This is a genomic window from Microbulbifer sp. THAF38 (assembly GCF_009363535.1).
Taxonomy (GTDB): Bacteria; Pseudomonadota; Gammaproteobacteria; order Pseudomonadales; family Cellvibrionaceae; genus Microbulbifer.
Window position 1 is genome coordinate 338,523 of the sequence record NZ_CP045369.1, and the last position, 25,071, is coordinate 363,593.

Consider the following 25,071-nt stretch of genomic DNA (forward strand, 5'->3'; position numbering starts at 1 on the left):
TTCTGGTATCCAGTAAAGCCCCATGATCGACGAATACGCTACCCCCGAAGAAGATATCCACAGTGAGGAGAGCTCACCGCTGCCGCATTCGGTAGAGGCGGAGCAGTCTGTGCTGGGGGGCCTGATGCTGGACCCGGGCCGCATCGATGCGGTTGCCGAACAGCTGAGTGAAGAAGACTTCTTTACCGCCAGCCACCGCAAGATCTTTGCGGTCATGCGCGAGCTGAGTGATGGCGAGCAGCCGCTGGATATCGTTACCCTCGCCGAAGGCCTCGCCAGTCGCGACCTCCTCGGTGAGGTGGGCGGCCCCGCCTATCTGGCAGAGCTGGCCGAGAATACCCCCTCCGCAGCGAATATCGTCGCCTATGCCAAGATCGTGCGCGAGCGCTCTATGCTGCGTCAGCTGATCGCCGCCGCCGGCGAGATCAGCCGCACCAGTTTTAATCCCGGTGGCCTGGCCTCTGCAGATCTGTTGCAAATGGCCGAGCGCCGTGTGGCAGAGATTGCCGAGGGGCGCGCCAAAGAGGGCGGTTTCGTCGGCGTGGATACCCTGCTGAAGAAAACCGTCGAGCGCATCGATGAACTGTTCAAAACTGAAGGCGATATCACCGGTATCAGTACCGGACTCACCGAACTGGACCAGCGCACTTCCGGCTGGCAACCGGGCGAGCTGGTAATCCTCGCCGCGCGTCCTTCCATGGGCAAAACCGCGCTGGCACTGAATTTTATTGAGAGCGCCATGCTCAGCCAGGAGCGCCCGACCCTGGTCTTCAGCATGGAGATGCCATCTGACAGCCTGGTAATGCGGATGCTTTCTTCTATCGGCCGCATCGACCAGGGCCGTATCCGCAACGGCAAGCTGCAGGAAGAAGATTGGCCCAAGCTCTCCAGCGCCGTGCAGAAAATGAAGGGCAAGGCTCTGTACATCGATGACACCCCGGCGCTCAGCCCCAGTGAAGTGCGCGCGCGTACCAAGCGCACGGTGCGGGATCATATCAACAAGCTGATGCGGGAGAATCCGCGTTTGAGCCGCGAGGATGCCGAGGCCAAGAGCCTACCGGCGATGATTATGGTGGACTACCTGCAGCTGATGCAGGTGAAGGGCTCTACCGAGGGCCGCACCCAGGAAATCTCCGAGATTTCGCGCTCTCTCAAGGCGCTGGCGAAAGAGTACGACTGCCCGGTAGTCGCCCTGTCGCAGCTTAACCGCGGTGTAGAGCAGCGCCCCAATAAGCGGCCGATGAACTCGGATCTGCGGGAATCCGGGGCGATTGAGCAGGATGCGGATGTGATTCTGTTTATCTACCGCGATGAGTACTACAACGAGGACAGCCCGGATAAGGGCTTGGCCGAGTTGATTATCGGCAAGCAGCGTAACGGTGAGATTGCTACCTGCCGCGCGGCATTTATCGGTAAATATACGCGCTTCGATAACCTGGCACCGGAATACTATCAGGGCGAGTAGGCTTCCCCGCCTCTGCACCTAAAACCTGTGCCGGCAAGCGTGGCTCACCGAACTCAAGGAGAGTGATACCTTGCTGACAGAGCAACAGATCCGCGCACTGGTGCTGGAGCGCCAGTTTATCCACAGCCCCTGGAGTGAGGGGCTCTCCGCCTTAATAGCGCATCTCGGCGCTCTGCAACTGGATGCCATTCAGCGCATTACCCGCGCGCACCACCATCAGCTGTACAACCGCTTGCCCCGCTACCGCGAGTCACACTTGGCAGAAGCGGAACAACGCCGCGAAGTTTTCGAATACTGGTCCCACGCCGCCGCTTACCTGTCGATGGAGCACTATCCCTATGCTCGGGTGCGTATGGATCGTATCCGTGCCGGGCAGCGCCACTGGTTTGAGAAAAATGCCAAGCTGTGCCGCTATGTGTTGGACCGGGTACGCGCCGAGGGGCCCTTGAAAGCCAGTGACTTTGTGCGCACCAAAAGCGGCTGGTGGGAGTGGTCTGAGGAAAAGAAAGCGCTGGAGCAGTTATTTCACGAGGGTGAGCTGATGGTCAGCCACCGCGAGGGTTTTCAAAAAGTCTTCGATCTCCCGGAGCGGGTATTGCCGGCAAATACCTCGACCAGCGCCGCTACCGAAATGGTGTATGGCCGACACCTGGTGCGCACTTTTCTCGGCTGTCAGGGCATTGGCCGCCCTGAGGAAATCGCCTATCTGCGCCGAGAAGACAAGCCCCTGATTCAACGGGCCATCGAAAATATGCTTGCCACTGGTGAGCTGACCCCTCATGGCAAGGAGTTGATGCTCACAGAGCAGCTGGAGCAGAGTCCGGCACGGCCAGGGCGCAAGGTGCGGCTGTTATCGCCTTTTGATCCGCTCATATTGCAGCGCAAGCGTCTGCGCCGCCTGTTTGGGTTCGATTACCAGCTGGAGTGCTATGTCCCTGCAGCCAAGCGCCGCTATGGCTACTTTTGTCTGCCGATTTTATGCGGTGATCGTTTTGCGGGGTTGGTGGACCTGAAGGCGGATCGGGAATCGGGAGTTCTGCGAATCGAGGCCCTGCACTGGCAGGAAAAGCCCGGTGTCTCGCTGGAGGCGAGCTTTCACCGGGCCTTGGGTCAGTTCGCCCGCTTTCACGGGCTGGAAAGCGCGGCGGCGCTTACAGCTTGACCACCACATAGACTTCCTGGCCATCGCGCTGGGTCGGCATAAAGTAGTTACCGCCATAGCGGTAGTATTGAATGCCATTGATCACTTCAGCCGCGTAGCCTTTGGGCAGCGTCTCCACCACCTGACCGGGCTGGAAACCTTCTGGGCCTGGATCTGGTGTCGCGGGGACCGTCGCCGGCGCAGGAGTTGCAGCGACAGGTGCTGGAACTGTAACCACTGGTGCGGGGGCAGGGACGACCGCCACCGGTGCGGGAGGTGCGACTACCACATAAGTACGGGTGGCTGGCACCCACTGGTAATAGGCATCGGCGTACTGGTAGTAGGTCACGCCACCCACTTGTACCGGCACGGCTCTGCTTGGCAGTGTTACTACTGAAGCGCCCAGTGGCGCACTAACCACTACATAACCCCTTGGGCCATGACGGTAGAAGTGTCCGCCGTGGTAGTAATAGGGGCGCCCACCGACGGCAACCCGCACATGATTGGTGGGTAGTACCGGGGCGACAAAGCCAATGGATATGCGGGTGCCGCCATGGTAGTGACCGTGGCGATGATGATGGCGGTGCTCTCCCCAGCGATCGTAGCCACGGGCGTCCGCAGATGGACTAAAGGCAAAAGCCGCCAGTGCAATAAAGGCACTGGCGCCAAGAACTAGATTCAGCTTATTCACAGTCTCTCCAGCGAAGTGATTACTCACATCGACATACTAACCCTTAATCTGACAGCAATGACAGGTTAATTGGTTAAGAATTGTCAAAGCGCTGAAGAGTGAAATCTCGCTCAGCGGTTGCGCTGGATAATGCCCATCAGCTTGTACATCAGCTGGGCCGCGGCGAAATCATAGGCGTGGAAGCCTTCGATGGGCGCGAATTCCAACACGTCGAAGCCGATAATCTGGCGTTGGCGCGCCACGGATTCAAACAGGTTGAGGGTTTGGTACCAGCCCAGACCGCCGGGTACCGGAGTGCCGGTAGAGGGGAACACAGAAGGGTCCATGCCATCCACATCCAGGGTGAAGAAGACCTTCTTGGGGAAGTTTTCCGGCAGCTGGAATTCCTGCACGTTGTTGGGTACCAGCTGGTGGGCGTCCAGATAGCCGACGTTGTAATCCTTGCGCGCCTGCATCTCTTCCTCACAGTAGGCGCGAATACCCAGCTGGAACAGGGGCACACCGGCCTCTACCACCAGGCGCATGACGCTGGCGTGGCTGTGCTTGTGACCTTCATAGCGATCACGCAGGTCCGCATGGGCGTCGATCTGCACCACACCGAAGTCGGTTTCACCGGCATCCAGCAGGCCTTTGATAATGCCCCAGGTTACCGAGTGCTCGCCGCCGATGCCCACGGGCATCTTACCCAGTGCCAGCACCTCTTTGGTGGCTGCGGCGATATTGTCCATTACCTGTTCCGCGGCGCCACCCATTTCAACCGGCGGGCGGGTGTAGATACCCAGCTCGCAGGGCGAGGAGAAGTTGTCGAACGTCTCTAGCTGCCAGGAGGCCTCTAAAATGGAGGCCGGGCCCTTGCCGGTGCCACCGCCGTAGGAGACGGTCTCCTCGTAGGGAATGGGGATAATGTGGAAAAAGGCATTTTCGGGCTTGGGTTGCTCGATTTCCGAGCCCAGGAAGATGGGGTAGTCGTTTTCTGGCTGCATCTGCATATCCTCTGATGGCAGGCTTTGGTACTGCCTGCCGATCACTATCTTGATTGGGGGGTACGCTCAGGAGAGGCGTCCCTTGAAGTCCTCGTAACCGAAGCTTTTGATCATCTTCAGGTCGTCGGTCTCCGAATTCCACAGGGCGATGGATGGCAGGGGAATACCGTTGAAGGTATTGGTTTTCACCATGGTGTAGTAGGCCATCTCCTCGAACACCAGGCGTTCTCCCACCCTGAGAGGGTTGTGGAAGCTGTACTCGCCGATGCTGTCGCCGGCCAGGCAGCTCTGCCCGCCCAGGCGGTAGGTGTGGGGCAGCTCTCCGGGGCGCGCGGCGCCGGTGATTTCCGGACGGTAGGGCATCTCCAGAACATCCGGCATATGGCAGGTGGCGGAGGCGTCGAGAATGGCCTGGTTCTGGCCGTTCCAGGCGGTATCCACCACTTCTGTCACCAGAATGCCAGCGAACAGGGAAATGGCCTCACCGGGTTCCAGGTAGACTTGCACATCGTATTTTTCGGAGAAGTTGCGCACGGCGGCAATCAGCTCATCCACCTGGTAATCGCGCCGGGTAATGTGGTGGCCGCCGCCGAAATTGATCCACTCCATTTGTGGGATCAGGTCGCCAAATTTCTCCTCCACGGCGACGATAGTGCGCTCCAGAGGTTTGAAGTCCTGTTCACACAGGGTGTGAAAGTGCAGACCGCTGATGCCCTCCAGAGACTCGTTCTCAAATAGTGAACGCACTATGCCCAGGCGCGAGCAGGGCGCGCAGGGATCGTAGAGATCGGTGTGGCCTTCGGAATGCTCTGGGTTAATACGCAGGCCAAAGCGCAGTTCGGGGCGCTGCTTCTGCATATCCAGGCACAGTTCTCGATAGCGCTTCCACTGGGAAAAGGAGTTGAAGATCACGTGGTGAGCGAACTGCAGTATTTCGCGCAGTTCTTCGTCTTTATAGCCGGCGCTGAATACGTGTACTTCCTTGCCCTGATCGCGGCCGCCGTATTCCTCAAAACCGAGCTTGGCCTCAAACAGGCCACTGGCACAGGTACCGGATAGGTACTCAGCGACGATAGGCCCGGTGCTGAACATGGAAAAGGCTTTAAGCGCCGCCAATACTTTGGCGCCACTGCGCTTCTGTACGTCGGCGAGGAGTGCCAGGTTGTCGCGCAAGGCGATTTCATCGACCACGAAACAGGGAGAGGGTACGCGGTAGGGGTCAAAGTGTCCGAAGTAGTCTACGCGGGGAGTGAGATCCATGGGGAGCTTATTATCCTGCTGCGCGGGATGGGCGCCGGGGCCCATCCCGAGGGGTGTGGAAAAGTGCGGAATTACCGGAAGGGTTTATCCAGCCAGGTTTCCTGCCAGGGCAGGCCGTATTTGTTCAGATCATCCATAAAGGGATCCGGGTCCATCTGTTCCATGTTCCATACGCCGGGCTTCATCCACTTGCCCTCCAGCATCATTTTGGCGCCGATCATCGCCGGTACACCGGTGGTGTAAGAGATGGCCTGGGACTGCACTTCTTGGTAGCAGTCCTGGTGATCACAGGTGTTGTAGACGTAGTAGATCTTCTCTTCGCCGTCTTTGGTGCCGCGGATAATGTTGCCGATACAGGTCTTGCCTTTGGTCAGCGGGCCCAGGCTGGCGGGGTCCGGCAGCATGGCCTTGAGGAACTGGATGGGCACAATTTCCTGGCCCTGGAACTGCACCGGCTCAATGCTGGTCATGCCGACGTTTTGCAGGACTTCCAGGTGCTTCAGATAGCTCTCGCCAAAGGTCATCCAGAAACGCGCGCGCTCAATTTCCGGAAAGTGCTTGGACAGGGACTCCAGCTCTTCGTGGTACAGCAGGTAGATGTCTTTATCGCCAATGCCTTCGGGGAAGTTGAATACGCGTTTCTCTTCCATCGGCTTGGTGGTTACCCACTGGCCATTTTCCCAGTAGCGACCGTTGGCGGTGATCTCGCGGATATTGATTTCCGGGTTGAAGTTGGTGGCGAACGGTAGGCCGTGGTCACCGGCATTACAGTCGAGGATATCCAGGGTGTGGATACGATCGAAGTGGTGCTTCTTTGCGTAGGCGGTAAATACGCTGGTCACGCCGGGGTCGAAACCGCTGCCCAGCAGTGCCATCAGACCCGCTTTCTCGAATTTTTCCTGATAGGCCCACTGCCACTTGTACTCGAACTTGGCCTCTTCCGGCGGCTCGTAGTTGGCGGTGTCCAGGTAATGTACGCCGGTCTCCAGGCAGGCATCCATGATGTGCAGGTCCTGGTAGGGCAGGGCCACATTGATGACCATGTCTGGCTTCACTTTTTCGATCAGCTTGACCAGCTCGGGAACATTGTCCGCATCGACTTCGGCGGTATCGATTTTGCGCGGCAGCATGTCCGCAATCTTGTCGCACTTGCTCTTGGTACGGCTGGCGAGGGTGATGTTTTCAAACACTTCCTCTACTTGGGCGCACTTGTGTGCGACCACTTGGCCGACGCCGCCGGCGCCGATGATCAGTACGTTGGCCATAAAGATCTCCTTAGTCTGCGGCATTGGCCGCCGCTATCTTCTCAAAGGCGCTGGCGCCTTATTTTTTAAACTTACTTTTCGAAGTAGGTGTAGCCGCTCATGCTGGCGGTGTAGGTGTGCAGTATCTGCTTGCGCTGGGCGGCGGTGATCAGCCCCTGTTTTACCGCGCGCTCAGCCAGGCGGCGGAAACGCTCGAACAGCGCTTTGGGTTGATATTCTACGTAACTCAGCACGTCGGAAATACTGTCGCCGTGAATTTCGCGGCTGAAGTCGATACTGCCGTCTTCCTGGATGCGTACACTCACTACGTTGGTGTCGCCGAACAGGTTGTGCAAGTCGCCCAAGGTTTCCTGGTAGGCGCCCACCAGGAAGGTGCCGAGGATATAGTCCTCGCCATCTTTCAGCTCGTGCAGGGGCAGGGTTTTCTGCTCCTTTTCGCGGCCGATAAAGCGGTCGATCTTGCCGTCGCAGTCGCAGGTGATGTCGGCGATGATGGCCGAGCGGGTCGGCGCCTCATCCAGGCGATGGATCGGCAGCAGCGGAAACACCTGATCGATGGCCCACATATCGGGGATCGACTGGAATACGCTCACATTGGCGTAGTAGATGTCCGACAGCACTTCCGGCAGGGCTTCAAGGTCTGCCGGTACTTCCTCCGCCTCATCCAGAAGCGCGCGAATTTCCTGGGCGCCCTGCAGGAACAGGTTCTCCGCATTGGCGCGCTCGCGCAGGCTCACCTGGCCGTGCAGATAGAGGGAGCGCACTTCGTCGCGATAGTAGAGGGCGTCGTTGTAGCTCTCCTGCAGGTTTTTGGGGGTGATATTGCGCACCGCGTCCTGCAGATTGAGCAGCATCTGGTGGTCACCTTCGCTGATCTTGGTGTGCTCCAGCTCTACTGGTTCGAAGCGGGTGGTGTCGAGTACATCGAACAGCAGCACCGAGGAGTAAGCTACGGTGGCGCGGCCGGATTCGGTGATGATGACCGGGTGCGCCACGTCCTCGCTGTCGAGGGTGCCCATAATGGCTTCCACCACATCCACGCAATACTCGTCCAGGGAGTAGTTCTTGGAGTGGGTGTAGTTGCTCTTGGTGCCGTCGTAGTCCACTGCCAGGCCGCCGCCCAGATCCAGATAGCCCATGGGTGCGCCTTCTTCCACCAGGTCGGCGTAGTAGCGGCAGGCTTCCAGCACGCCGGTGCGGATATCGCGAATATTCGGCACCTGCGAGCCCAGGTGGTAGTGCAGCAGCTTGAGGCAGTCGAGCATATCGTGGCTGCGCAGCTGGTCGACCATGGCGATCAGGTCGTTACTGCCCAGGCCAAAAATACTGCGGTCGCCACTGGTGGCATTCCAGTAGCCGCCCACTTTAGAGGCGAGTTTTACCCGCGCGCCGATATTGGGGCGCACCTGTTCGCGCTCCGCGCAGCGGATAATGGTCTCCACTTCCGAGGGCGTTTCCACCACGAAGAAAACCTGTACGCCCAGGCGCTGTGCCTGCAGGCCGAGGTTGATAAATTCCTCGTCCTTGTAGCCGTTGCACACAATCAGGGATTCGGTGTTATCCAGAATGGACAGCGCAGCAATCAGCTCGGCTTTACTGCCGGCTTCCAGGCCGTGGTTAAAGCGGCGGCCGGCACTGGCGATCTCTTCGATCACCTGGCACTGCTGGTTGACCTTGATGGGGAAAACACCGCGGAATACGTTGCCGTAGCCACAACCTTCGATGGCGCGGGCAAAGGATTCATTAATTCGGGCGATCTGGGCATCGAGCAGATTTTCGATGCGCAGCAATAGCGGCATACCGAGGCCGCGCTCGGTAGCGCCGCGGGCGATTTCCATTAAAGAGACACTGTGGGATTCGCCGTTGGGGCCCTCTGTGAGGACAGAGACTTCACCGTTTTCATTTAAATCGAAATAGCCGGCGCCCCAGTTGCGGATGCCGTAGAGCTCGGCCGAATCTTCGCAGGTCCAGTTTTTTACTTGTTGCTGTTTCATGGCGCCTTTCCGTTGATCTGTGGCGGGCGCGAATCTTGGGCCCAGCAGTGCCGGAAAGCAATAACTATAGATAAAAAAACGCTATTTTTTCCCGGCTAAAAACTAAATATTTATTCGGTTTTCGCAGATTTTAGTGCTTTTTGCAATGAAGGTTTTCAGTGCCGATTTTGGGGAGAATTAAAAAAGCGGTCCTGAGACCGCTGAAGCTAGGGGGGGATGGAAGAGGGGGGTAGGGTTAAAACAATCCGGGGTTGGGCACAACACGGTAGCCGCGTCGCAAATCATCCCACCGGTAGTAGGTGTCGTACGCTACGTAGTAGTTGTAGCCACCGAGAACCACCGTGAGCGCGGAAGCCGGCAAACTGTGTACTATGGCACCGTGGGGCGGGCGGGTTACCACGTAGCCGTGGGAAGCCGGGCGGTAAAAAATCCCATCGCTATAGTAGAAGCCGGCGGCGCCTATGCTGACACTGACAAAATTATGGGGCAGGTGGCGCCAGCGATAGCCGTAGCCATAGTGCGCTGGACGCCAGTGTGGGCGGTGCCCACGATGGCCGCGGCGATAGTGAGGCCTGTGTGTCGCACGGTGCTCATGTTTGTGCCCCTTGCGATGGCCGCGGCTGTAACCATCGGCATAGCCGTCTTTATAGGCATGGCGAACTTCGCGGCGATGTCTGCGTTCTTCTCTGCGCTGTTTACGTGCTTCCCTGCGCTGTTTACGCTCTTCTCGACGGTGTTCTCTCTCGTGCTTGCGACTGTGATGCTTATCGTGATGTCTGTCGTGGCCGCGCTCCATGTGACGTTGTTCGCGATGGGCTCTACCCTGTCCGTGGTGATCCTGCTCCATTGCCCGCTGATGTTCCCGGTGCACTTCAGATAAGGCCGGGGTTGCTAACAACAGCAGGCCCGCGGTGGCGATGGCAGTAGTGAGGTGTCTCATGGCAGCGCTCCCGAGCACGGATGGCTCTTTCGATGTCGTTAAAGTCTTTTGTGAATCTTGGCGGGCAGTTTGCCCTGGCGGGTATGAACACTTCCTGAACTCTGCGGGACAGCTTGAGTCGGGATAAAAGGGGGCTGTGATGGGGTGTTGGAGCTGACTGGCAATCCGGCTTGTGAGACTTGAATAAGGGGTTATAGCCTGCCGTAGTTGCCGAAGGAAAAACCTGAAGATAGCGGCACTTTCACTATGTTGAGACGCCCCGTCTCAGCGAGTATGATGCCGCGCTGATTCATAGTGAGCCGTATAGAGATGCAAGTCTTTCACCACGTAGCCAGCCTGCGCGAGGCATTGGCCAAAGCCCGTGCAGACGGCAAGACCGTGGGCTTCGTGCCCACCATGGGCAATCTGCACGATGCCCATATCGAACTGGTCAAGTTGGCCCAACAGCACTGTGACCTGGTAGTGGTGTCTATCTTCGTCAACCGTCTTCAGTTCGGTCTGAACGAAGACTGGGACAAGTACCCGCGCACTATGGAGCGGGATATGGCCAGGCTGCGTGAGGCCGAGTGCGATTTTCTATTCCACCCGGATGAGAATGAAATTTACCCCAACGGTATGGATCAGCAGACCCGTGTGGTTTGCCCGGCCATGACCGATGTGCTCTGTGGCGCTAGCCGCCCCGGTCACTTCGAGGGGGTTACAACGGTGGTATCCAAGTTGTTCAATATTGTGCAGCCTGATAAGGCCATCTTCGGTATCAAGGATTTCCAGCAGTTGGCAGTTATCCGCCGTATGGTGGAGGACTTGTGCATGCCGGTGGAGATCGTGGCCGCGCCGGTACATCGCGAAAACGATGGCCTGGCGATGAGTTCGCGCAACGGTTATATCACTGCCGATGAGCGCCCCAAGGTGGCGGTACTCAACCAGTCACTGAATTGGGTTAAAGATGAAATTGTGGCTGGGCGCCGGGATTTTGCCGAGCTGGAAAAAGAGGCGAGTCAGCGCATCGAAGAGACTGGTTTTCGCGTTGACTACTTCTCCATCTGCTACAGCAAGGATCTACAGCCGGCGGCCGATGACGATAAACAAATTACGATTCTGGGCGCGATGTACACCAGCGCGGCGCGCCTGATCGACAACGTATCCCTGGAACTCTGAGGGGCATCCAACCATGCAAATTGAAATGTTGAAGTGCAAACTGCATATGGCCGCGGTGACCCAGGCCGAACTCTGGTATGACGGCTCCTGCGCGATTGACCAAGACCTGGTGGAGCTGGCCGGTCTGCGCGAATTTGAAAAAATTGATATTTACAATGTGAGCAATGGCGAGCGTTTTCACACCTATGTGATCCTGGCCGAGCGCGGCTCCGGTATTATCTCCATGAACGGTGCCGCTGCCCGCCGTGTACAGGTCGGTGACCGTATTATTATCGCCTCCTATGCACAGATGACTGAGGCCGAGGCTGATAATCACAAGCCCAAGCTGGTCTACCTGGATGAAAATAATAAGGTGGAACGCAGCACCAATACCATTCCTGTGCAGCTCGCTGAAGCTTAATTTCCCGGCTACAGGGCTTATAGCCCTGTAGTATTCTGCCCACCTAATGAATTTTCATGCCTCTGCGTTTTCACTCTAATGCTAGAAAAGCTTTCAGTAGATTATTGATCCGAGAGTAATAACACTTCCTGCTGGAATCTTTTTTCCAGGTACGATTCATCTAGCGTGTAGTGCCACAAGCCCTGCTTTTGCCCATTATGAAATGCGATTTCTCCGATTCTGCCCGGGTTGTATTTGAGCGGTTGGGGGAGTTGGTATTGGGCGATGGGATCCTGATAGGCTTCTTCTAGAGAGATTATCTCCCACCCTCCTTGCCTTAAGCGTTGCACTAAATCCCCGATAAAAAGCGCGGAAATATCCATCTCGTGCAAGAGCAATATATGTTTGGGCGAGCGATCAAGATGCTTGATTGCCAGCTCGTCATAATAATTGATGCTCTGCATCAGCACATCCACATACATTTCAGCAAGCTTTTGTAGGTTAACGGGTTTATCTTCTTTTAAAGCCTTCTGGAATAGCTCTTCGATATACCAGTCGTAATTATTCAGCGTTATATAGGCATTTTGGTACTTATTTTCTTTTAGCAGATTTCTTAGACCGTCCCGTTTTTCGACGGTTTCCCCTTCACGCAGGTAGGGAAAGCGAAAGTAGGGCTTAAAGTTGTCAAATTGCTGAAGTAATTGGTGTGCCTGTAAAAACTCCTGCTGGTACGTGGATAGCTCTGTTTCAAGGAAGTTTGGGTGGCTGTGGGTGTGGTTTCCAATAATGTGCCCGGCTTCGTCGTAGAGTCGCATCCTTTCCAGTCCTTCCTGGTCCAGAAATTGTGTGGTCGAAAAGAACGCTACCTGGCCAATCTGATGTTTTTCCAGGTTCTCAATGAGTGTTTTGGCTCGGGTTGGCCCATCAAAATAACCGGCGGCTTCATGGAGAGCATCATCAAAAGTAATGGCCAGTTGTTTGGCATTAAGCGCGGGGCTGATAATCAGGCAGATGATCAAAAGCAATATTGAAAGTCGCATTGTTTCTGTCTCGAATAAGTTTATTTATGGATTTCTCGGTATGCCTGGGGAATCTGTCCCGTGATCCCGACTTTCTGACTTAATTCGTTTTTCATGCAAGCCGAAAAACTGTGTATTGTGAATTTCAATGATCCATGAACTTGTTATCCTATTGTGTCCATTTTAGGTGAAGGTGTATATGGCAAAAATATTGGTAAGCTCATGTCTTCTGGGATGTGCGGTGCGCTATAACGGTAGCGATGTTGAGGTTAATAGCCAAGATTTTAATTGGCTTGTGGATACCCAGGAGATTGTTCCCCTCTGTCCAGAGGTGTCGGCAGGTTTACCTATCCCCAGGGCGCCGGCAGAGATTTGCGGCGGTAGCGGAACTGAGGTTTTAGCGGGCACGGCCAGAGTTATAGGAAGCGACAGGGAGGATCTAACTGATCAATTTATATTGGGAGCGGATTTAGCCCTGCGCCTGTGTCGTGATCAGGATATCAAGTTCGCGGTACTTACAGAAAACAGCCCCTCCTGTGGCTCGAATTTTATTTACGATGGCAGTTTTTCTGGAGTGAAGAAAAAAGGGATTGGAATAGTGGCTGCCCGTTTAAGAGAGTCGGGAGTGTTGGTTTTTAGCCAGCATAGGGTTGGAAGGCTCAGAGACTTAGTTGAGATTTCACGCTCGATATAGTTTTCAACTTGTAAGTGCTTTTTTGGCTTGGGAGAAAAGGATTAGGTAATGAGTTATAAAGTTATTAATTTCAGAGAAAAGCTAGCAAAGTGCTCGGGCCATTGGTCTCCTAAGGTCGTCGCGGAGATGAATGATTACCAGTTCAAGCTGGTCAAGATACAAGGAGAGTTTACCTGGCATGATCATCCCGATACGGATGAGGTTTTTATCGTTGTCTCAGGACAAATGGAAATTGAGTTTCGGGATAACACGATCTGTTTGGGCCCTGGGGAGATGACTGTGGTGCCCAAAGGCGTGGAGCACAAGCCAAGGGCTGAGCAGGAGTGCGAGATTTTATTGGTCGAGCCCAGAGGTGTTGTGAATACTGGTGATGCCGGGGGTGAACTGACCGCGGATAATAATATCTGGATTTAATACCCGGTAAATTGCCCGGCGCTTATTCGATAATTTTTGTTGTTAATTAACCCTCTGGCATTTTGTTGTTTCAGCCGTCTCCGGTGAAAAAGGGATAGGCGAATGTTCTTGTACTGGTGTGAACTTTTCCTAGTTTTCAGCTCTGCCAGAGGTGGGGGGATTGTTTCACCTCGGCAATACTATAAAGTGAGCCAAATAAAGCCAAATAAAGCCTAATAAGCTCAGATTTCTCTAGGCCACCATGCCACGCTAATAATAAAGGAGAAGAAGATGTCAGAAGTGCATACCCGCCCCATACCCGCTGAGTTTGCCGCCAATGCCCTGATTGGCGCAGAAGATTACGAGAGAATGTATCATCAGTCGGTGCAAAACCCGGAGGCCTTCTGGGCGCAACAGGCAAAGGATTTTCTGCAGTGGGAAAAACCCTTTACCCAAGTGCTGGAGGAGGATATGCACCGAGGGCATACGGCCTGGTTTGTCGATGGTCAGCTCAATGTCACGGTGAACTGTATCGATCGACACCTGGCTAGCCGCAGTGATCAAACAGCTATCTTATGGGAGGGGGACGACCCGGCGGATAGTGTGGCAATCACCTACCGCACCCTGTATGACAATGTATGTCGCCTGGGAAACCTGCTGAAATCCCGCGGGGTTAAAAAAGGGGATCGGGTTTGTATTTATATGCCTATGATTCCCGAGGCGGCCTACGCCATGCTGGCCTGCGCTCGCATTGGCGCGGTGCACTCGGTGGTGTTTGGCGGCTTCTCTCCGAGCTCACTGAAGGATCGCATACTCGATTCCGATTGCCGCCTGGTGATCACTGCCGATGAGGCAATTCGCGGTGGCAAGCACATCCCTCTCAAAGCCAATGTGGACAAGGCCTTGTCCGAGTGTCCCAACGTACACACGGCCATTGTGGTGAAACATATCGGTGCCCCGGTGGACTGGGATAGTAAGCGCGATATCTGGTATGCGGATTCCATTGCGGAAATGGATGGCGAATGTGAGCCGGAAATCGTCAACGCCGAGGACCCACTATTTATCCTCTATACCTCCGGTTCCACCGGCAAGCCCAAGGGTGTACTGCATACCACAGCAGGCTACCTGCTCATGGCCACCATGACCTTCAAGTATGTGTTCGATTACCGCGAGGGCGAGGTTTTCTGGTGTACCGCCGATGTCGGTTGGGTTACCGGACACAGTTATATCGTTTACGGCCCCCTGGCCGCAGGGGCTACCACGCTGATGTTTGAAGGTGTGCCGACTTATCCCGATGCCTCGCGTTTCTGGCAGGTTGTGGATAAACACCAGGTCAACAGCTTCTACACCGCACCCACGGCAATCCGCGCGTTAATGGGAGCCGGAGATGAGTTTGTCACAGGTACTGAGCGCAGCTCCCTGCGACTGTTGGGAACAGTGGGTGAGCCGATTAACCCGGAAGCCTGGGAGTGGTATTACAAGGTGGTTGGCGAGGAGCGCTGCCCGATCGTGGATACCTGGTGGCAGACAGAAACCGGCGCCCACATGATTACCCCGTTGCCCGGTGCAATGGCACTTAAACCGGGTTCCGCAACAAAACCCTTCTTTGGTGTGCAGCCGGTATTACTGGATAGTGATGGCAAAGAAATTGAGGGGCCGGGAGAAGGCTCGCTTGCGATTAAGCGGAGCTGGCCGTCGATGATTCGCGGAGTTTACGGTGACCAGCAGCGCATGATTGATACCTATTTCTCCACCTATCCCGGTTATTACTTTACTGGCGATGGTGCGCGTAGGGATGCTGATGGTTATTACTGGATTACCGGACGTATCGACGATGTACTGAATGTTTCTGGCCATCGCCTCGGCACCGCGGAGATTGAAAGCGCCCTGGTGTCGCACCCGGATACCGCGGAAGCTGCTGTGGTGGGTTATCCCCACGACATTAAGGGGCAGGGCATCTATGCGTTTGTCACTCTCAAAACAGGGCGCGAGCCCAGTGACACATTGCGGCAGGAGTTGATTGGACTCTGCGCCAACGAGATAGGACCTATCGCCAAACCCGATGTGATTCAGTGGGCGCCGGGCCTGCCTAAAACTCGCTCCGGAAAAATCATGCGGCGTATCCTGCGCAAGATAGCTTGTAACGATTTGGACAACCTCGGGGATACTTCCACTTTAGCGGACCCTGCGGTGGTTGACGACCTGCTGGCACATCGCGAAAATCGCTGACCTGAATTTAGCGCAGTAACTTTTTCCTCGATCGTGTGATTATCGAGGCCATAGAGAAGCCGGGCATTGCCCGGCTTTTTTACTGCTATTTGAATCTCAGCGTTGTTATTTCAGGTAAATAAACTGACTCAAGGAGAATGAGCTTGGAGCAGGTAAAGTATCTTTGTGAGCACTATCGCTTCGCCGCTGACCAGCGTCTCAAAGTGTTTAATTTCTTTGTGATTCTGACCATGTTTGTGGAGGGGGGAATTTTTACCGCGGTAGAGAAAAATTTTCACCCGCTGATACTGGCTTTGCTCGGCGGTTTTGTAATGATTCTGGTAACCGTTTTTTGGCTGATGGATATACGTAGCCGGGAGCTGCTCAGATTGGCGGTGCCTGCCCTGCAAAACCTGGAGCAGGAATTTCCCGAAGAGGCCCGCATTTTTTCCAACGATGCTATCCGCCGTGGAGAAATAGCACGTTACACTTTTGCCTACCGTGTACTGTTGATCGGCCAGCTAGCCTTTGGTTTTGGTGTGGCGACTTATGGATTGTATCACTGGTATATAGGCCCCTAACCGCGTAGCTTCTCGAATGGCAGCCCGGCAACAGGCTTTGCAGGGCTGTCATTCCCTCTAACTTTCTTTGTGTCTCCTCGCGCAGTAAATCCCGTCACGATTCTTCCTCTATCAAGGCCGAACGCTCTCCCCTGAGCTATCTTGCAAGTTGGCGGTGAAGCCACCAAGAGAGAGGAAAGACTTGCCCATGTTGGATCACATCAGAATACCGGTAGGGGATTTTGCCCGCTCCCGTGAATTTTATCGCCAAGCCCTGGCGTGTCTCGGATATGAACTGGTGATGGAGTTTGATCATTCGGCAGGATTTGGCTGGGCGGACAAGCCGGAGTTCTGGATTAGCGATGACGGTCCAAGCAATGCCCAGCTGCATATCGCCTTTCGCGCGGAAGAGCGTGAGGTGGTGAGAGATTTCTATCGAGCCGCGCTGGCGGCGGGCGGTACCGATAATGGCGTACCGGATATTTATGAAGAGTATCACCCAGATTACTACGCCGCCTATGTACTGGACCCCGATGGCAATAATCTAGAGGTGGTCTGTCACTTACCGGGTGATTTACAAGAATAATTCAATCCGCCGGCCCGCAGATAAATGTGAGAGAACACTATGGATGATATTGCCCGCGCTAAGTACCTACCTATTGCTCTGGTTGCTGTCGGCTTGATATTTATTTTTGCGATCTACCCGATGATGATGTGGGTGTGGCCTTCAGGTTGGGGCTGGTCACCACGTCAGCCTGAATATGAACAAATGATTATGGGGATCTACGCCACTTTGGGAGTCTTCCTGATTCGTGCGGCAAAAAATCCCGTGGCAAATGCCAGCTTAATTTGGTTTACCGTTTGGTCCAGCCTGGTGCATGCCACCATTATGCTGTTACAGGCACTTTATGATCACACCGAAAGAGCCAATTTGATGGGGGATATTCCAGCCCTTTATTTTGTGGCGCTATTGCTTTGGTATCTGATGCCAAAACATCAATTCAAAAAAAATGATAACGCCTGAGTATGAATGTCACTACTGGTGAAACTCATTAATCCGAACGATCATTAATCCCGACTATAACAGCGATAATAAGGTCTAATTTCCCGCTGATTACACACGTCTATAAGCTCTGCCCCTGTAATAGAAACAGTTGTAGGGGCGAACTTGCCGATGAAATATCTTCCTTTATTTGCATTAACTATTGGCCTGATAGGCGGCGCCAATGCCGAGACATTGACTCGCGATAATGGTGCACCGGTGGGCGATAATCAAAACGCGCAAACTGCAGGGGAAAATGGTGGGAATCTTCTGCAGGATGTGCATTTGATTCAGAAATTGCAGCGCTTCGCCCGTGAACGTATTCCCGAGCGGGTAGTGCATGCGCGCGGTACCGGTGTTCACGGCGAATTTATAGCCACTGAAGATATCAGTGATCTGACCCGTGCGGCGGTATTTGAGCCGGGCAGTAAGACGCCGGTCTTCGTGCGCTTTTCAACCGTAATTCACTCTAAGGGCTCGCCAGAAACTCTGCGCGACCCCCGTGGTTTTGCCACCAAATTTTATACTGATGAGGGCAATTGGGACCTGGTGGGCAACAACCTGCCGGTATTTTTTATTCGTGATGCCATTAAATTTCCGGATATGGTGCATTCCCTGAAACCCTCTCCGGTAACCAATCAACAGGACCCGAATCGCTTCTTCGATTTCTTTAGCCATGTCCCGGAAGCGACCCATATGCTGAGCTGGGTTTACTCCGATTACGGTACCCCGGCGAATCTGCGTCAGATGGATGGTTGGGGAGTGCACGCCTACAAGTTGATCAACGATAAGGGCGAAGTGCACTACGTGAAATTCCATTGGAAAACGCGTCAGGGTATTAAAAACCTGACTGCGGAGGAAGCGGCGAAAATCCAGTCGAAAGATTTCAGCCATGCGACGCGAGATATGTACGCGGCCATTGAGAAAGGCGATTACCCCCAGTGGGATTTATATATCAAGGCACTGAAACCTTCTCAGCTGGATGGCTTTAATTACAACCCACTCGACGCGACTAAAATGTGGCTGGATGTGGAGGAAACCAAAATTGGCACCATGACGCTCAACCGTGTGCCCACTAATTTCTTCCAGGAAACTGAGCAGTCCGCATTTGCTCCAGCCAATATTGTGCCCGGCATTGAACCGTCTGAAGACCGTCTGCTGCAGGGCCGTGTTTTCTCCTACTCCGATACGCAAATGTATCGCCTGGGTGCGAATCACCAGCAGCTGCCGATCAATCGCCCCCGCGCAGTAGTGAATAACTGGAACCAAGATGGAGCCGCTAATTACGGCCAGCAGACTTCCGATGTGAACTATCAGCCGAGCCGTATCGATGCGCGCAGCGAAGATCCCAAAGGTCTGTACAGCAGTAAGCCGCTCACTGGCAGTACCCAGCAAAAGGCGATTGAGAAGAAGCTGCCGTTTGCACAGGCCGGTGTTTTCTACCGCAGCTTGAGTTCGGAAGAGCGTCAGAACCTGATCGAAAACCTAGCCGGTGACTTGGGTAAGGTGCGCGATGACAACACCAAGCACATTATGCTGAGCTACTTCTACCAGGCCGATAAAGACTATGGCCAGCGCCTGACCAAAGCGGTTGGTGGCAACCTGAGGCGAGTGAAAAAACTGGCCCAGTAATATTGAACTGTAGGTGGAGGTGGGCGGCAGCTGCCGTCCACCCAACTGAATAATAGGTGAACTCATGAGATCAATGCTGTTTGCAATCGTCCTTCTCGCCCAAGGGCTCACCCTGATGGCTCAGGCTGGGGAACCGGAAAAAAACGACTCTGACTTTACCGAACTCTCCCAGTATTTTTTTGCCGCGGCCAGGGTGGGAGATACCGAGGTATTACGAGAATTTTCGCAGGCGGGTTTTCCCTTGGATATCCACAACCCAAAAGGTTATACGGCGCTGATGATTGCCACTTATCACGGCAATACGGAGGCGGTGAATTACCTGTTGCAAAAGGGGGCCAATGCTTGCGCCCAGGATCGCCGTGGCAACACCGCGTTGATGGCGGCTATTTTCCGCGGTGAATTTGCTCTGGCAAGGACCCTGTTAAAATCGGATTGTGACACGCAACAGGTCAATAAAGCCGGCCACACGGCGGAGGATTTCGCCAGGGTATTTGGCCGCGACCAGGTGGTTCAGCTCTTACAGCAACAGCGCTCAAGTGGCGGCTAATCCTTTCGACAGAGTAGTTGGCTCTGGTTAGAGCCAACTACTCTCCTTTTCTCTCCTGCTGTTTTTGCCGTCGCCGCTGCACCCGTAGTCTTATTCTGTGTTTGTCCCGGCCCCTGCGAGCGCGTTAGCATAGCCAACAGATATTCAGTTGGTACCCGCTATGACCCAGAACCATCATCCCTATGAAGCCCTCACGCCGGACGTGGTGATTGACTGTGTCGAGAGCACCGGGCTTATTTCTGATGCGCGTATTTTCCCTTTAAACAGCTATGAAAACCGGGTCTACCAGGTGGGTATTGAGGGCGCCGAGCCGCTGATTGCCAAGTTTTACCGACCCGGTCGCTGGACTGATGAACAAATTCTGGAGGAGCACCGCTTCACCCTGGAACTGGCCGAGGCGGAGATTCCAGTGGTGGCACCGCTGGTGTTCGATGAACGGACCCTGATGGAATCAGCGGGCTTTCGCTTTGCCCTGTTTCCCCGCCGCGGTGGTCGCCAGTTGGAGCTGGATAATTTTGATCACCTGGAACAGGTGGGCACTATGCTCGGGCGCATCCACGCTGTAGGTGGCGCCAAGCCCTTTCTCCATCGCCCGACCCTGACGCTGCAGCACTTCGCGATCGACAGTCGCGAATTTATTCTCGACGGTGATTTTTTACCGAGGGAAAACCGCGAGGCCTATGCCTCGGTCACCGGGCATATCATTGAGCAGATTGCGCCGCTGTTTGAGCGGGATTGGGAGCTGCTGCGCCTGCACGGTGATTGTCACAGTGGCAACTTCCTCTGGCGTGATGAGACGCCCTGGTTTGTGGATCTGGACGACTGTCTAATGGGGCCGGCCATTCAGGATATCTGGATGCTGATCTCCGGTAATCGCGCCGAGCAAACCGCCTACCTGGATGCGGTGATCGAAGGCTACGAAACCTTCTATAGTTTTGATCCCCAGCAGTTGCAGCTGGTGGAGCCATTGCGCTGTTTACGCCAGATGCATCACGCCGCCTGGCTGGCGCGCCGCTGGCAGGACCCGGCTTTTCCCCAGGCATTCCCCTGGTTTAATACCCCCCGCTATTGGGCGGAACATATACTGGCATTGCGCGAGCAGCAATCGGCACTATTGGAGCCACCTCTGACACTGGGAGCGGTTTGAAATGGAAAAATCCATCCTGAATGCCTCAAGCACCGAGGCAAATTCGGATTTATTGTGGGAGAGAATCCGCATCGAAGTGGCGCAGCAGGTCGAGCGCGAGCCGATTCTGGCCAGCTTCCTGCACGCCACTATTCTCAACCACAGTTCGCTGGAGGCGGCGCTCAGTTTTCATCTGGCCAATAAGCTGGACAACGCGGTGGCACCGGCACTGCTCATTCGCGAGGTAATCGATGAAGCATTGGCTGCGGACCCCAGCATCGGCCACGCTGCGCGCGCGGATCTGAATGCCACTTACCTGCGCGATTCCGCCTGCAACTCCATGCATGAGCCCTTCCTGTATTTCAAAGGGTTTCACGCCCTGCAGGTGCACCGGGTGGCGCACTGGTTGTGGCAGCAACAGCGCCGCTCGTTGGCCATGTTTTTACAGCACCGGGTCTCGGTAGTCTTCAGTGTGGATATTCACCCCGCGGCAAAAGTGGGGGAGGGCATTTTGCTGGATCACGCCACCGGCATTGTGATTGGTGAGACCGCGGTGGTGGAGGACAATGTTTCCATTATGCAGTCGGTAACCCTGGGGGGAACCGGTAAGGAGAGTGGCGACCGCCACCCCAAGATTCGCTGTGGGGTTTTGATCGGTGCCGGCAGCAAGGTGTTGGGTAATATCGAAGTGGGCGAGTGCGCTCAAGTGGCCTCCGGCAGTGTGGTGTTAAAGCCGGTGCCGGCAAAGACCCTGGTGGCCGGCGTACCGGCCAAAGTGGTGGGACCGGCGACCTGCGCCCAGCCGGCAATGTCTATGGATCAATGCGCGCTTTCGCAAGTGGAAAAGTAGTGACCGCGACCCCGCCGTGTGCGGGGTTTTTCGTTCTTTAGGGAGTTGGATAAACGGAACTATCCTTGTACCCATGAAATACAGTCTCAGCGCCAAAAACCTTGTCTGTCGCAATCTAGAGGCTCACGCCAGTTATTGCGCGGGCCTGCTCAACCCCAATCACACCAAAGAGATCACTGGCATTGTGCGCAGTGATACCGGCCTTTTGTCGGGCCGCCTCAACCAGGCGGTTTCCAATACGGTGATGCCGCCGCGCATACTGCAGCGCTTCGCGCTGGATTATTTCGCCGAGCGCCACAGCCCTTTTACTCTGTGGCACAGTGCCTCCAAGCCCCTCGATGACGAGGCACTGGCGCAGCTGGGCTTGCAGCGTAAGCAGTCATTGGTGGCTATGGCCGCAGAAATAGAGCGCCTGGCAGTGCAGGGTGCCGCGCAGACTGTGGATGATCTGGTGGTGTCTACGGTCAATAAAGAGGCGCTGTCCGATTATGCCAAAGTGCAGGCAGCGGAGTGCGGCAGTGCCTTGGAGGCTGCGGAGTTGCAAAAGTTTTATATGGCATTGGCGGAGATTCCCGAGCAACGGCGTGCACGGCTCAGGTTTTTTTTGGCGCGTCTAAAGGGTACCCCGGTGGCGGCGGGTTGCCTGTTTGCCTCCGCCGATGCCCTGGGCCTCTACGATCTGGTGACTCTGCAGGAGTACCGGGGGCGTGGAATTGGCCGGGCACTATTTCACCACCTGCTGGAGCAGGCCCAGGCCAGCCATCACCGCAGCCTGGTGGCACTGGTGCCGGCGGAGCGCCAGCAGTTGCCACTGGATTGTGGCTTCTTTGCAGTGGGTGAGGTGGCGCGCTATGTCTACACGCCTTGAGCGGGGCTGACTTACAAATTGCCCCAACGATTCAGGAATCAAGCGCGCTCAATAGGAAAGGCGATCACCTCTTCAATCGTTTTATAGCCTCCGGCCAACATCAATAAACGATCTATTCCCAGTGCCACACCGGCGCACTCCGGCATACCCATCCGAAGTGCCTCCACCAATCGCTCCTCATAGGGATAGAGGTTGAGGCCGTGTTTTTGGCGGTAGGTGTGATCTGCCTGGAAGCGGCGCAGCTGCTCCGCGCTATCGGTCAGTTCCCAATAACCGTTGGCCAGCTCCAGTCCGCCTACATAGGCTTCGAAGCGTCGTGCCACCGGAGTACCGCTGTCGTCGGGCAGTACCTTGGCGAGCGCCGCCTGGTCCGCGGGAAAATCGTACAGCAGCGTAATCCCTTCACCCATGGTGGGTTCCAAGCGGTGGCTCATCAATAAGTCCAAACACTCGCTGCGATCAGCGGGGCTAAAAGCCAGGTCTATCTCTTTTTCGACACAACGAAGTAAGTCACTGTCGCTGGCGCTGTGAGGATCGAGCTGTAATTCGCGCTGGAACAAATCCCTATAGCTGAGTGACTGCACCTGCTGGATCTTCAGTATTCCGCTGAGTAGGTCAGCCACCTCTTTCATCAGGCGGCGATCATCCCAGCTGCAGCGGTACCACTCCAGCATGGTGAATTCCGGGTTGTGGCGGCTACCCGCTTCGCCCTGGCGGAATGCCTTACCCAGGTAGTAGCAGTCACCGAGACCCGCGGCTAACAGGCGCTTGAGACCAAACTCCGGGCTGGTGGCCAGGTAGGCGCTGTCACCGCCGCACTGTACAGGGATAGATTCGATATGCGGGTCGCTAGTGGCGCGGCGGGAAAGCACCGGCACTTCGGTTTCCAACACCTGGCGCTGGGTGAAGAACTGGCGGATTTCAGCCAGTAAAGCGGCGCGATGGCGCAGGGCTTCAATGGTGGCGCTAGGGCGCCAGAGATCAGTGGTCATGGGATGGGCTCAGGCTGTGGGCGGCCGGCGGCCGCCCACTTGAGGAGGGTAATCAGTCTTCTTTGGCGCGGCCCAGGTATTCACCGGTGCGGGTGTCGACCTTGATGGTCTCGCCGATTTCCAGGAACAGGGGCACTTTTACTACGGCGCCGGTCACTAGGGTGGCGGGCTTGGTGCCGCCCTGGGCGGTGTCGCCACGCAGACCCGGGTCTGTGTCAGTGATTTCCAGGATCACATGGTTGGGCGGGGTAACTGCCAGAGGAGAACCGTTATACAGAGTTACGGTGCAGAGGTCTTGTTCTTTCAGCCACTTGGCGGCATCGCCGACCGCATCGGTACTGGCCTGGTGCTGCTCGAAAGTTTCAGGCTCCATAAAGTGGAAGAACTCACCGTCGTTGTAGAGATATTCCATCTCGCGGTCCATCACGTCTGCGCCTTCCAGGCTTTCGCCGGAGCGGAAGGTACGCTCCCATACGCGGCCGGTTTTCAGGTTGCGCAGTTTGACTCGGTTGAACGCCTGGCCCTTGCCAGGTTTGACGAACTCGTTTTCCACGATAGAGCAGGGATCGCCGTCGAGCATTACCTTGAGGCCGCCCTTGAATTCGTTGGTAGAGTAATTAGCCATAGCAATTAGAGCCCTTATAAGTCATGTATCTCTATGATATTTAACGAGTTTTTCCCGCGCATACAACCGGCCTTGGCCCGGCTCAACCCAGGGAATCCCGTGCGCTTCCGCTAAAACTGGTAGCTGCAAACGACTCGTTTGGCCGCGGCGCAGAGACTTTACCGGCGACCCTGAAATGTTGGGGCGGGATTATACAGGAGGGCGGCGCCCTGAACGACTCCACGCGGGTATTTGTACCGCTGTAACGAGCGGTTGCGAAGGGCCTGGCTGGGGCTGGGTGCGGTCAAGCAGCAGTTCGCGGGCATCGGGCCCGCGAACTGATAAAAGTGGCGGTGACTGTGTCTCAGCCCAGGGGGTTATCGATGGTGTTATCGATATCCCGCAGCAGACGCCTGGCGTAGTAGGCAAAGGTGGCCTGGCTGCGCTTTTCCTGCAAGATCCAGTCGTGGGCCTCGCGGCCGAGTTCCGGTTTGATGTCCTGAATGGTGCCGGAGGATTCCGCCAGCATTTGCAAATGCGCGGCGCGCTCGCATTGCAGGGCCATGGAGCAGGCCTCTTCTACGGAACGGCAGGCGATGATCAGGCCGTGATGGGCGAGCAGAATCGCGCGCTTGTCACCGATCGCCTCGGCAATGAGTTCGCCCTCATTGTTGCCCACTGGTACACCGGGCCATTCCTTGAGGAAGGCGATATCGTCGTACAACATGCAGGCGTCCATATGGGAAATCTTCAGCGGGCGCTCCAGCATGGACAGGGCGGAAATATGAATTGGGTGAGAATGCACGATGCATTTTACATCCGGGCGTGCGCGGTAAATCCAGGTGTGAAAGCGGTTGGCCGGGTTGGCCATACCCTCTCCGGATATGACTTCCAGATCTTCGTTAACTTCCAGCAGGTTGGACGCGGTAATTTCATCAAACCCCAGCCCCAGGCGCTGGGTGTAATAATTTCCGGGTGTTTCCGCGCGGGCGGTAATTTGCCCGGCCAGACCGGAATCGTGTCCGTGGGCAAAAAGAATGCGGCAGGTCAGTGCGAGTTTTTCCCGTAGAGACCAGTCGGGCACACCCAGGTGCTCTTTCATGGATTCGCTGGCGCGCTCAATCAGCTCGCCTTTGTTCATTGATAGTGTTTCAGCCATATTTGACTCCATGACTTACGAAAGGAAGTTTCAGCAGTTGACGCCGATAGGCAGAACTCCCGCATGAAATTCCCATTCCATTGTTTTAATTATTCGCGGCA

The 25,071-nt window shown here is 55.4% G+C and carries 25 protein-coding genes; 15 read left to right on the top strand and 10 right to left on the bottom strand.

Annotated features, from left to right (window positions below; translation table 11 throughout):
• Positions 1–22 precede the first annotated feature (22 nt).
• Together dnaB and FIU95_RS01415 are read left to right on the top strand one after the other, a co-directional pair.
• Positions 23–1,465, top strand: coding sequence for a replicative DNA helicase (gene dnaB / locus FIU95_RS01410; protein ID WP_152450809.1), 1,443 nt, complete (start codon positions 23–25; stop codon positions 1,463–1,465).
• 70 nt (positions 1,466–1,535) lie between these two features.
• Positions 1,536–2,627, top strand: coding sequence for a winged helix-turn-helix domain-containing protein (locus FIU95_RS01415; protein WP_152450811.1), 1,092 nt, complete (start codon positions 1,536–1,538; stop codon positions 2,625–2,627).
• Here the strand turns inward: FIU95_RS01415 and FIU95_RS01420 are convergent.
• The 6 genes from FIU95_RS01420 to FIU95_RS01445 all read right to left on the bottom strand — a co-directional run bounded on the left by FIU95_RS01420 (position 2,617) and on the right by FIU95_RS01445 (position 9,739).
• Positions 2,617–3,297, bottom strand: a complete 681-nt coding sequence (locus FIU95_RS01420; protein ID WP_152450813.1) for a DUF6515 family protein — start codon at positions 3,295–3,297, stop codon at positions 2,617–2,619. The genes FIU95_RS01415 and FIU95_RS01420 overlap by 11 nt on opposite strands.
• 110 nt (positions 3,298–3,407) lie before the next feature.
• A complete protein-coding gene (gene speB / locus FIU95_RS01425; protein ID WP_152450815.1) occupies positions 3,408–4,280 on the bottom strand; it encodes an agmatinase in 873 nt (290 codons plus the stop codon).
• A 66-nt stretch (positions 4,281–4,346) separates the two neighbouring features.
• A complete protein-coding gene (nspC, locus tag FIU95_RS01430) occupies positions 4,347–5,540 on the bottom strand; it encodes a carboxynorspermidine decarboxylase (protein ID WP_152450817.1) in 1,194 nt (397 codons plus the stop codon).
• A 71-nt stretch (positions 5,541–5,611) separates the two neighbouring features.
• The gene (locus FIU95_RS01435; protein WP_152450819.1) at positions 5,612–6,805 is read right to left on the bottom strand and encodes a saccharopine dehydrogenase family protein; all 1,194 of its coding nucleotides are present in this window, start codon (positions 6,803–6,805) and stop codon (positions 5,612–5,614) included.
• Between the two features lie 71 nt (positions 6,806–6,876).
• Positions 6,877–8,799, bottom strand: a complete 1,923-nt coding sequence (gene speA / locus FIU95_RS01440) for a biosynthetic arginine decarboxylase (protein WP_152450821.1) — start codon at positions 8,797–8,799, stop codon at positions 6,877–6,879.
• Positions 8,800–9,034: 235 nt separating this feature from the next.
• Positions 9,035–9,739 carry a DUF6515 family protein gene (locus FIU95_RS01445; RefSeq protein WP_152450823.1) on the bottom strand — a complete coding sequence of 235 codons (705 nt, stop codon included), beginning with the start codon at positions 9,737–9,739 and terminating at the stop codon, positions 9,035–9,037.
• A 309-nt stretch (positions 9,740–10,048) separates the two neighbouring features.
• On the opposite strand from FIU95_RS01445, the gene panC reads away from it, so the two are divergent.
• Together panC and panD are read left to right on the top strand one after the other, a co-directional pair.
• Positions 10,049–10,897 carry a pantoate--beta-alanine ligase gene (panC, locus tag FIU95_RS01450; RefSeq protein ID WP_152456037.1) on the top strand — a complete coding sequence of 283 codons (849 nt, stop codon included), beginning with the start codon at positions 10,049–10,051 and terminating at the stop codon, positions 10,895–10,897.
• A gap of 13 nt (positions 10,898–10,910) precedes the next feature.
• Positions 10,911–11,297, top strand: a complete 387-nt coding sequence (gene panD / locus FIU95_RS01455) for an aspartate 1-decarboxylase (protein ID WP_152450825.1) — start codon at positions 10,911–10,913, stop codon at positions 11,295–11,297.
• A 101-nt stretch (positions 11,298–11,398) separates the two neighbouring features.
• Here the strand turns inward: panD and FIU95_RS01460 are convergent, their stop codons facing one another.
• Positions 11,399–12,316 (bottom strand): polysaccharide deacetylase family protein, encoded by a 918-nt coding sequence (locus FIU95_RS01460; RefSeq protein ID WP_152450827.1) that lies wholly within the window; start codon positions 12,314–12,316, stop codon positions 11,399–11,401.
• Between the two features lie 178 nt (positions 12,317–12,494).
• Here FIU95_RS01460 and FIU95_RS01465 point away from each other — a divergent pair, with 178 nt between their 5' ends.
• From FIU95_RS01465 to FIU95_RS01515, 11 genes are all read left to right on the top strand, one after another.
• Positions 12,495–12,989: a DUF523 domain-containing protein gene (locus tag FIU95_RS01465; protein WP_152450829.1), complete on the top strand. Its 495-nt coding sequence runs from the start codon at positions 12,495–12,497 to the stop codon at positions 12,987–12,989.
• A 48-nt stretch (positions 12,990–13,037) separates the two neighbouring features.
• Entirely contained in the window at positions 13,038–13,403 is a 366-nt protein-coding gene (locus FIU95_RS01470; protein WP_152450831.1) for a cupin domain-containing protein, read from the top strand.
• Between the two features lie 270 nt (positions 13,404–13,673).
• Positions 13,674–15,611 (top strand): acetate--CoA ligase, encoded by a 1,938-nt coding sequence (gene acs / locus FIU95_RS01475; protein WP_152450833.1) that lies wholly within the window; start codon positions 13,674–13,676, stop codon positions 15,609–15,611.
• A 137-nt stretch (positions 15,612–15,748) separates the two neighbouring features.
• Positions 15,749–16,171, top strand: a complete 423-nt coding sequence (locus FIU95_RS01480) for a hypothetical protein (protein ID WP_253868792.1) — start codon at positions 15,749–15,751, stop codon at positions 16,169–16,171.
• 187 nt (positions 16,172–16,358) lie between these two features.
• The gene (locus tag FIU95_RS01485) at positions 16,359–16,736 is read left to right on the top strand and encodes a VOC family protein (RefSeq protein WP_152450837.1); all 378 of its coding nucleotides are present in this window, start codon (positions 16,359–16,361) and stop codon (positions 16,734–16,736) included.
• A 39-nt stretch (positions 16,737–16,775) separates the two neighbouring features.
• Positions 16,776–17,174, top strand: a complete 399-nt coding sequence (locus tag FIU95_RS01490; RefSeq protein WP_152450839.1) for a DUF6632 domain-containing protein — start codon at positions 16,776–16,778, stop codon at positions 17,172–17,174.
• Positions 17,175–17,324: 150 nt separating this feature from the next.
• The gene (locus FIU95_RS01495) at positions 17,325–18,824 is read left to right on the top strand and encodes a catalase (protein WP_152450841.1); all 1,500 of its coding nucleotides are present in this window, start codon (positions 17,325–17,327) and stop codon (positions 18,822–18,824) included.
• 64 nt (positions 18,825–18,888) lie between these two features.
• Entirely contained in the window at positions 18,889–19,371 is a 483-nt protein-coding gene (locus FIU95_RS01500; RefSeq protein WP_152450843.1) for an ankyrin repeat domain-containing protein, read from the top strand.
• Positions 19,372–19,531: 160 nt separating this feature from the next.
• Positions 19,532–20,518, top strand: coding sequence for a serine/threonine protein kinase (locus FIU95_RS01505; protein ID WP_152450845.1), 987 nt, complete (start codon positions 19,532–19,534; stop codon positions 20,516–20,518).
• Between the two features lies 1 nt (position 20,519).
• Positions 20,520–21,347 carry a serine O-acetyltransferase gene (gene cysE / locus FIU95_RS01510; RefSeq protein ID WP_152450847.1) on the top strand — a complete coding sequence of 276 codons (828 nt, stop codon included), beginning with the start codon at positions 20,520–20,522 and terminating at the stop codon, positions 21,345–21,347.
• Positions 21,348–21,420: 73 nt separating this feature from the next.
• A complete protein-coding gene (locus FIU95_RS01515; RefSeq protein ID WP_152450850.1) occupies positions 21,421–22,215 on the top strand; it encodes a GNAT family N-acetyltransferase in 795 nt (264 codons plus the stop codon).
• Positions 22,216–22,253: 38 nt separating this feature from the next.
• On the opposite strand, the gene epmA is transcribed toward FIU95_RS01515, so the two are convergent.
• From epmA to FIU95_RS01530, 3 genes are all read right to left on the bottom strand, one after another.
• The gene (epmA, locus tag FIU95_RS01520; RefSeq protein WP_152450852.1) at positions 22,254–23,207 is read right to left on the bottom strand and encodes an EF-P lysine aminoacylase EpmA; all 954 of its coding nucleotides are present in this window, start codon (positions 23,205–23,207) and stop codon (positions 22,254–22,256) included.
• Positions 23,208–23,259: 52 nt separating this feature from the next.
• Positions 23,260–23,832, bottom strand: a complete 573-nt coding sequence (gene efp, locus FIU95_RS01525) for an elongation factor P (RefSeq protein WP_152450854.1) — start codon at positions 23,830–23,832, stop codon at positions 23,260–23,262.
• Between the two features lie 343 nt (positions 23,833–24,175).
• Positions 24,176–24,970, bottom strand: a complete 795-nt coding sequence (locus tag FIU95_RS01530; protein ID WP_152450856.1) for an aldolase — start codon at positions 24,968–24,970, stop codon at positions 24,176–24,178.
• Between the last annotated feature and the right edge of the window lie 101 nt (positions 24,971–25,071).

Bases quoted from the DNA above. Each gene is read 5' to 3' on its own strand.
- efp (WP_152450854.1), bottom strand. From the start codon at position 23,832: ATGGCTAATTACTCTACCAACGAATTCAAGGGCGGCCTCAAGGTAATG.
- FIU95_RS01530 (WP_152450856.1), bottom strand. From the start codon at position 24,970: ATGGCTGAAACACTATCAATGAACAAAGGCGAGCTGATTGAGCGCGCC.
- FIU95_RS01500 (WP_152450843.1), top strand. From the start codon at position 18,889: ATGAGATCAATGCTGTTTGCAATCGTCCTTCTCGCCCAAGGGCTCACC.
- FIU95_RS01490 (WP_152450839.1), top strand. From the start codon at position 16,776: ATGGATGATATTGCCCGCGCTAAGTACCTACCTATTGCTCTGGTTGCT.
- epmA (WP_152450852.1), bottom strand. From the start codon at position 23,207: ATGACCACTGATCTCTGGCGCCCTAGCGCCACCATTGAAGCCCTGCGC.
- FIU95_RS01485 (WP_152450837.1), top strand. From the start codon at position 16,359: ATGTTGGATCACATCAGAATACCGGTAGGGGATTTTGCCCGCTCCCGT.
- FIU95_RS01515 (WP_152450850.1), top strand. From the start codon at position 21,421: ATGAAATACAGTCTCAGCGCCAAAAACCTTGTCTGTCGCAATCTAGAG.
- acs (WP_152450833.1), top strand. From the start codon at position 13,674: ATGTCAGAAGTGCATACCCGCCCCATACCCGCTGAGTTTGCCGCCAAT.
- FIU95_RS01470 (WP_152450831.1), top strand. From the start codon at position 13,038: ATGAGTTATAAAGTTATTAATTTCAGAGAAAAGCTAGCAAAGTGCTCG.
- cysE (WP_152450847.1), top strand. From the start codon at position 20,520: ATGGAAAAATCCATCCTGAATGCCTCAAGCACCGAGGCAAATTCGGAT.
- FIU95_RS01495 (WP_152450841.1), top strand. From the start codon at position 17,325: ATGAAATATCTTCCTTTATTTGCATTAACTATTGGCCTGATAGGCGGC.
- FIU95_RS01460 (WP_152450827.1), bottom strand. From the start codon at position 12,316: ATGCGACTTTCAATATTGCTTTTGATCATCTGCCTGATTATCAGCCCC.
- FIU95_RS01445 (WP_152450823.1), bottom strand. From the start codon at position 9,739: ATGAGACACCTCACTACTGCCATCGCCACCGCGGGCCTGCTGTTGTTA.
- FIU95_RS01505 (WP_152450845.1), top strand. From the start codon at position 19,532: ATGACCCAGAACCATCATCCCTATGAAGCCCTCACGCCGGACGTGGTG.
- speA (WP_152450821.1), bottom strand. From the start codon at position 8,799: ATGAAACAGCAACAAGTAAAAAACTGGACCTGCGAAGATTCGGCCGAG.
- dnaB (WP_152450809.1), top strand. From the start codon at position 23: ATGATCGACGAATACGCTACCCCCGAAGAAGATATCCACAGTGAGGAG.
- nspC (WP_152450817.1), bottom strand. From the start codon at position 5,540: ATGGATCTCACTCCCCGCGTAGACTACTTCGGACACTTTGACCCCTAC.
- panC (WP_152456037.1), top strand. From the start codon at position 10,049: ATGCAAGTCTTTCACCACGTAGCCAGCCTGCGCGAGGCATTGGCCAAA.
- speB (WP_152450815.1), bottom strand. From the start codon at position 4,280: ATGCAGCCAGAAAACGACTACCCCATCTTCCTGGGCTCGGAAATCGAG.
- FIU95_RS01465 (WP_152450829.1), top strand. From the start codon at position 12,495: ATGGCAAAAATATTGGTAAGCTCATGTCTTCTGGGATGTGCGGTGCGC.
- panD (WP_152450825.1), top strand. From the start codon at position 10,911: ATGCAAATTGAAATGTTGAAGTGCAAACTGCATATGGCCGCGGTGACC.
- FIU95_RS01435 (WP_152450819.1), bottom strand. From the start codon at position 6,805: ATGGCCAACGTACTGATCATCGGCGCCGGCGGCGTCGGCCAAGTGGTC.
- FIU95_RS01480 (WP_253868792.1), top strand. From the start codon at position 15,749: ATGAGCTTGGAGCAGGTAAAGTATCTTTGTGAGCACTATCGCTTCGCC.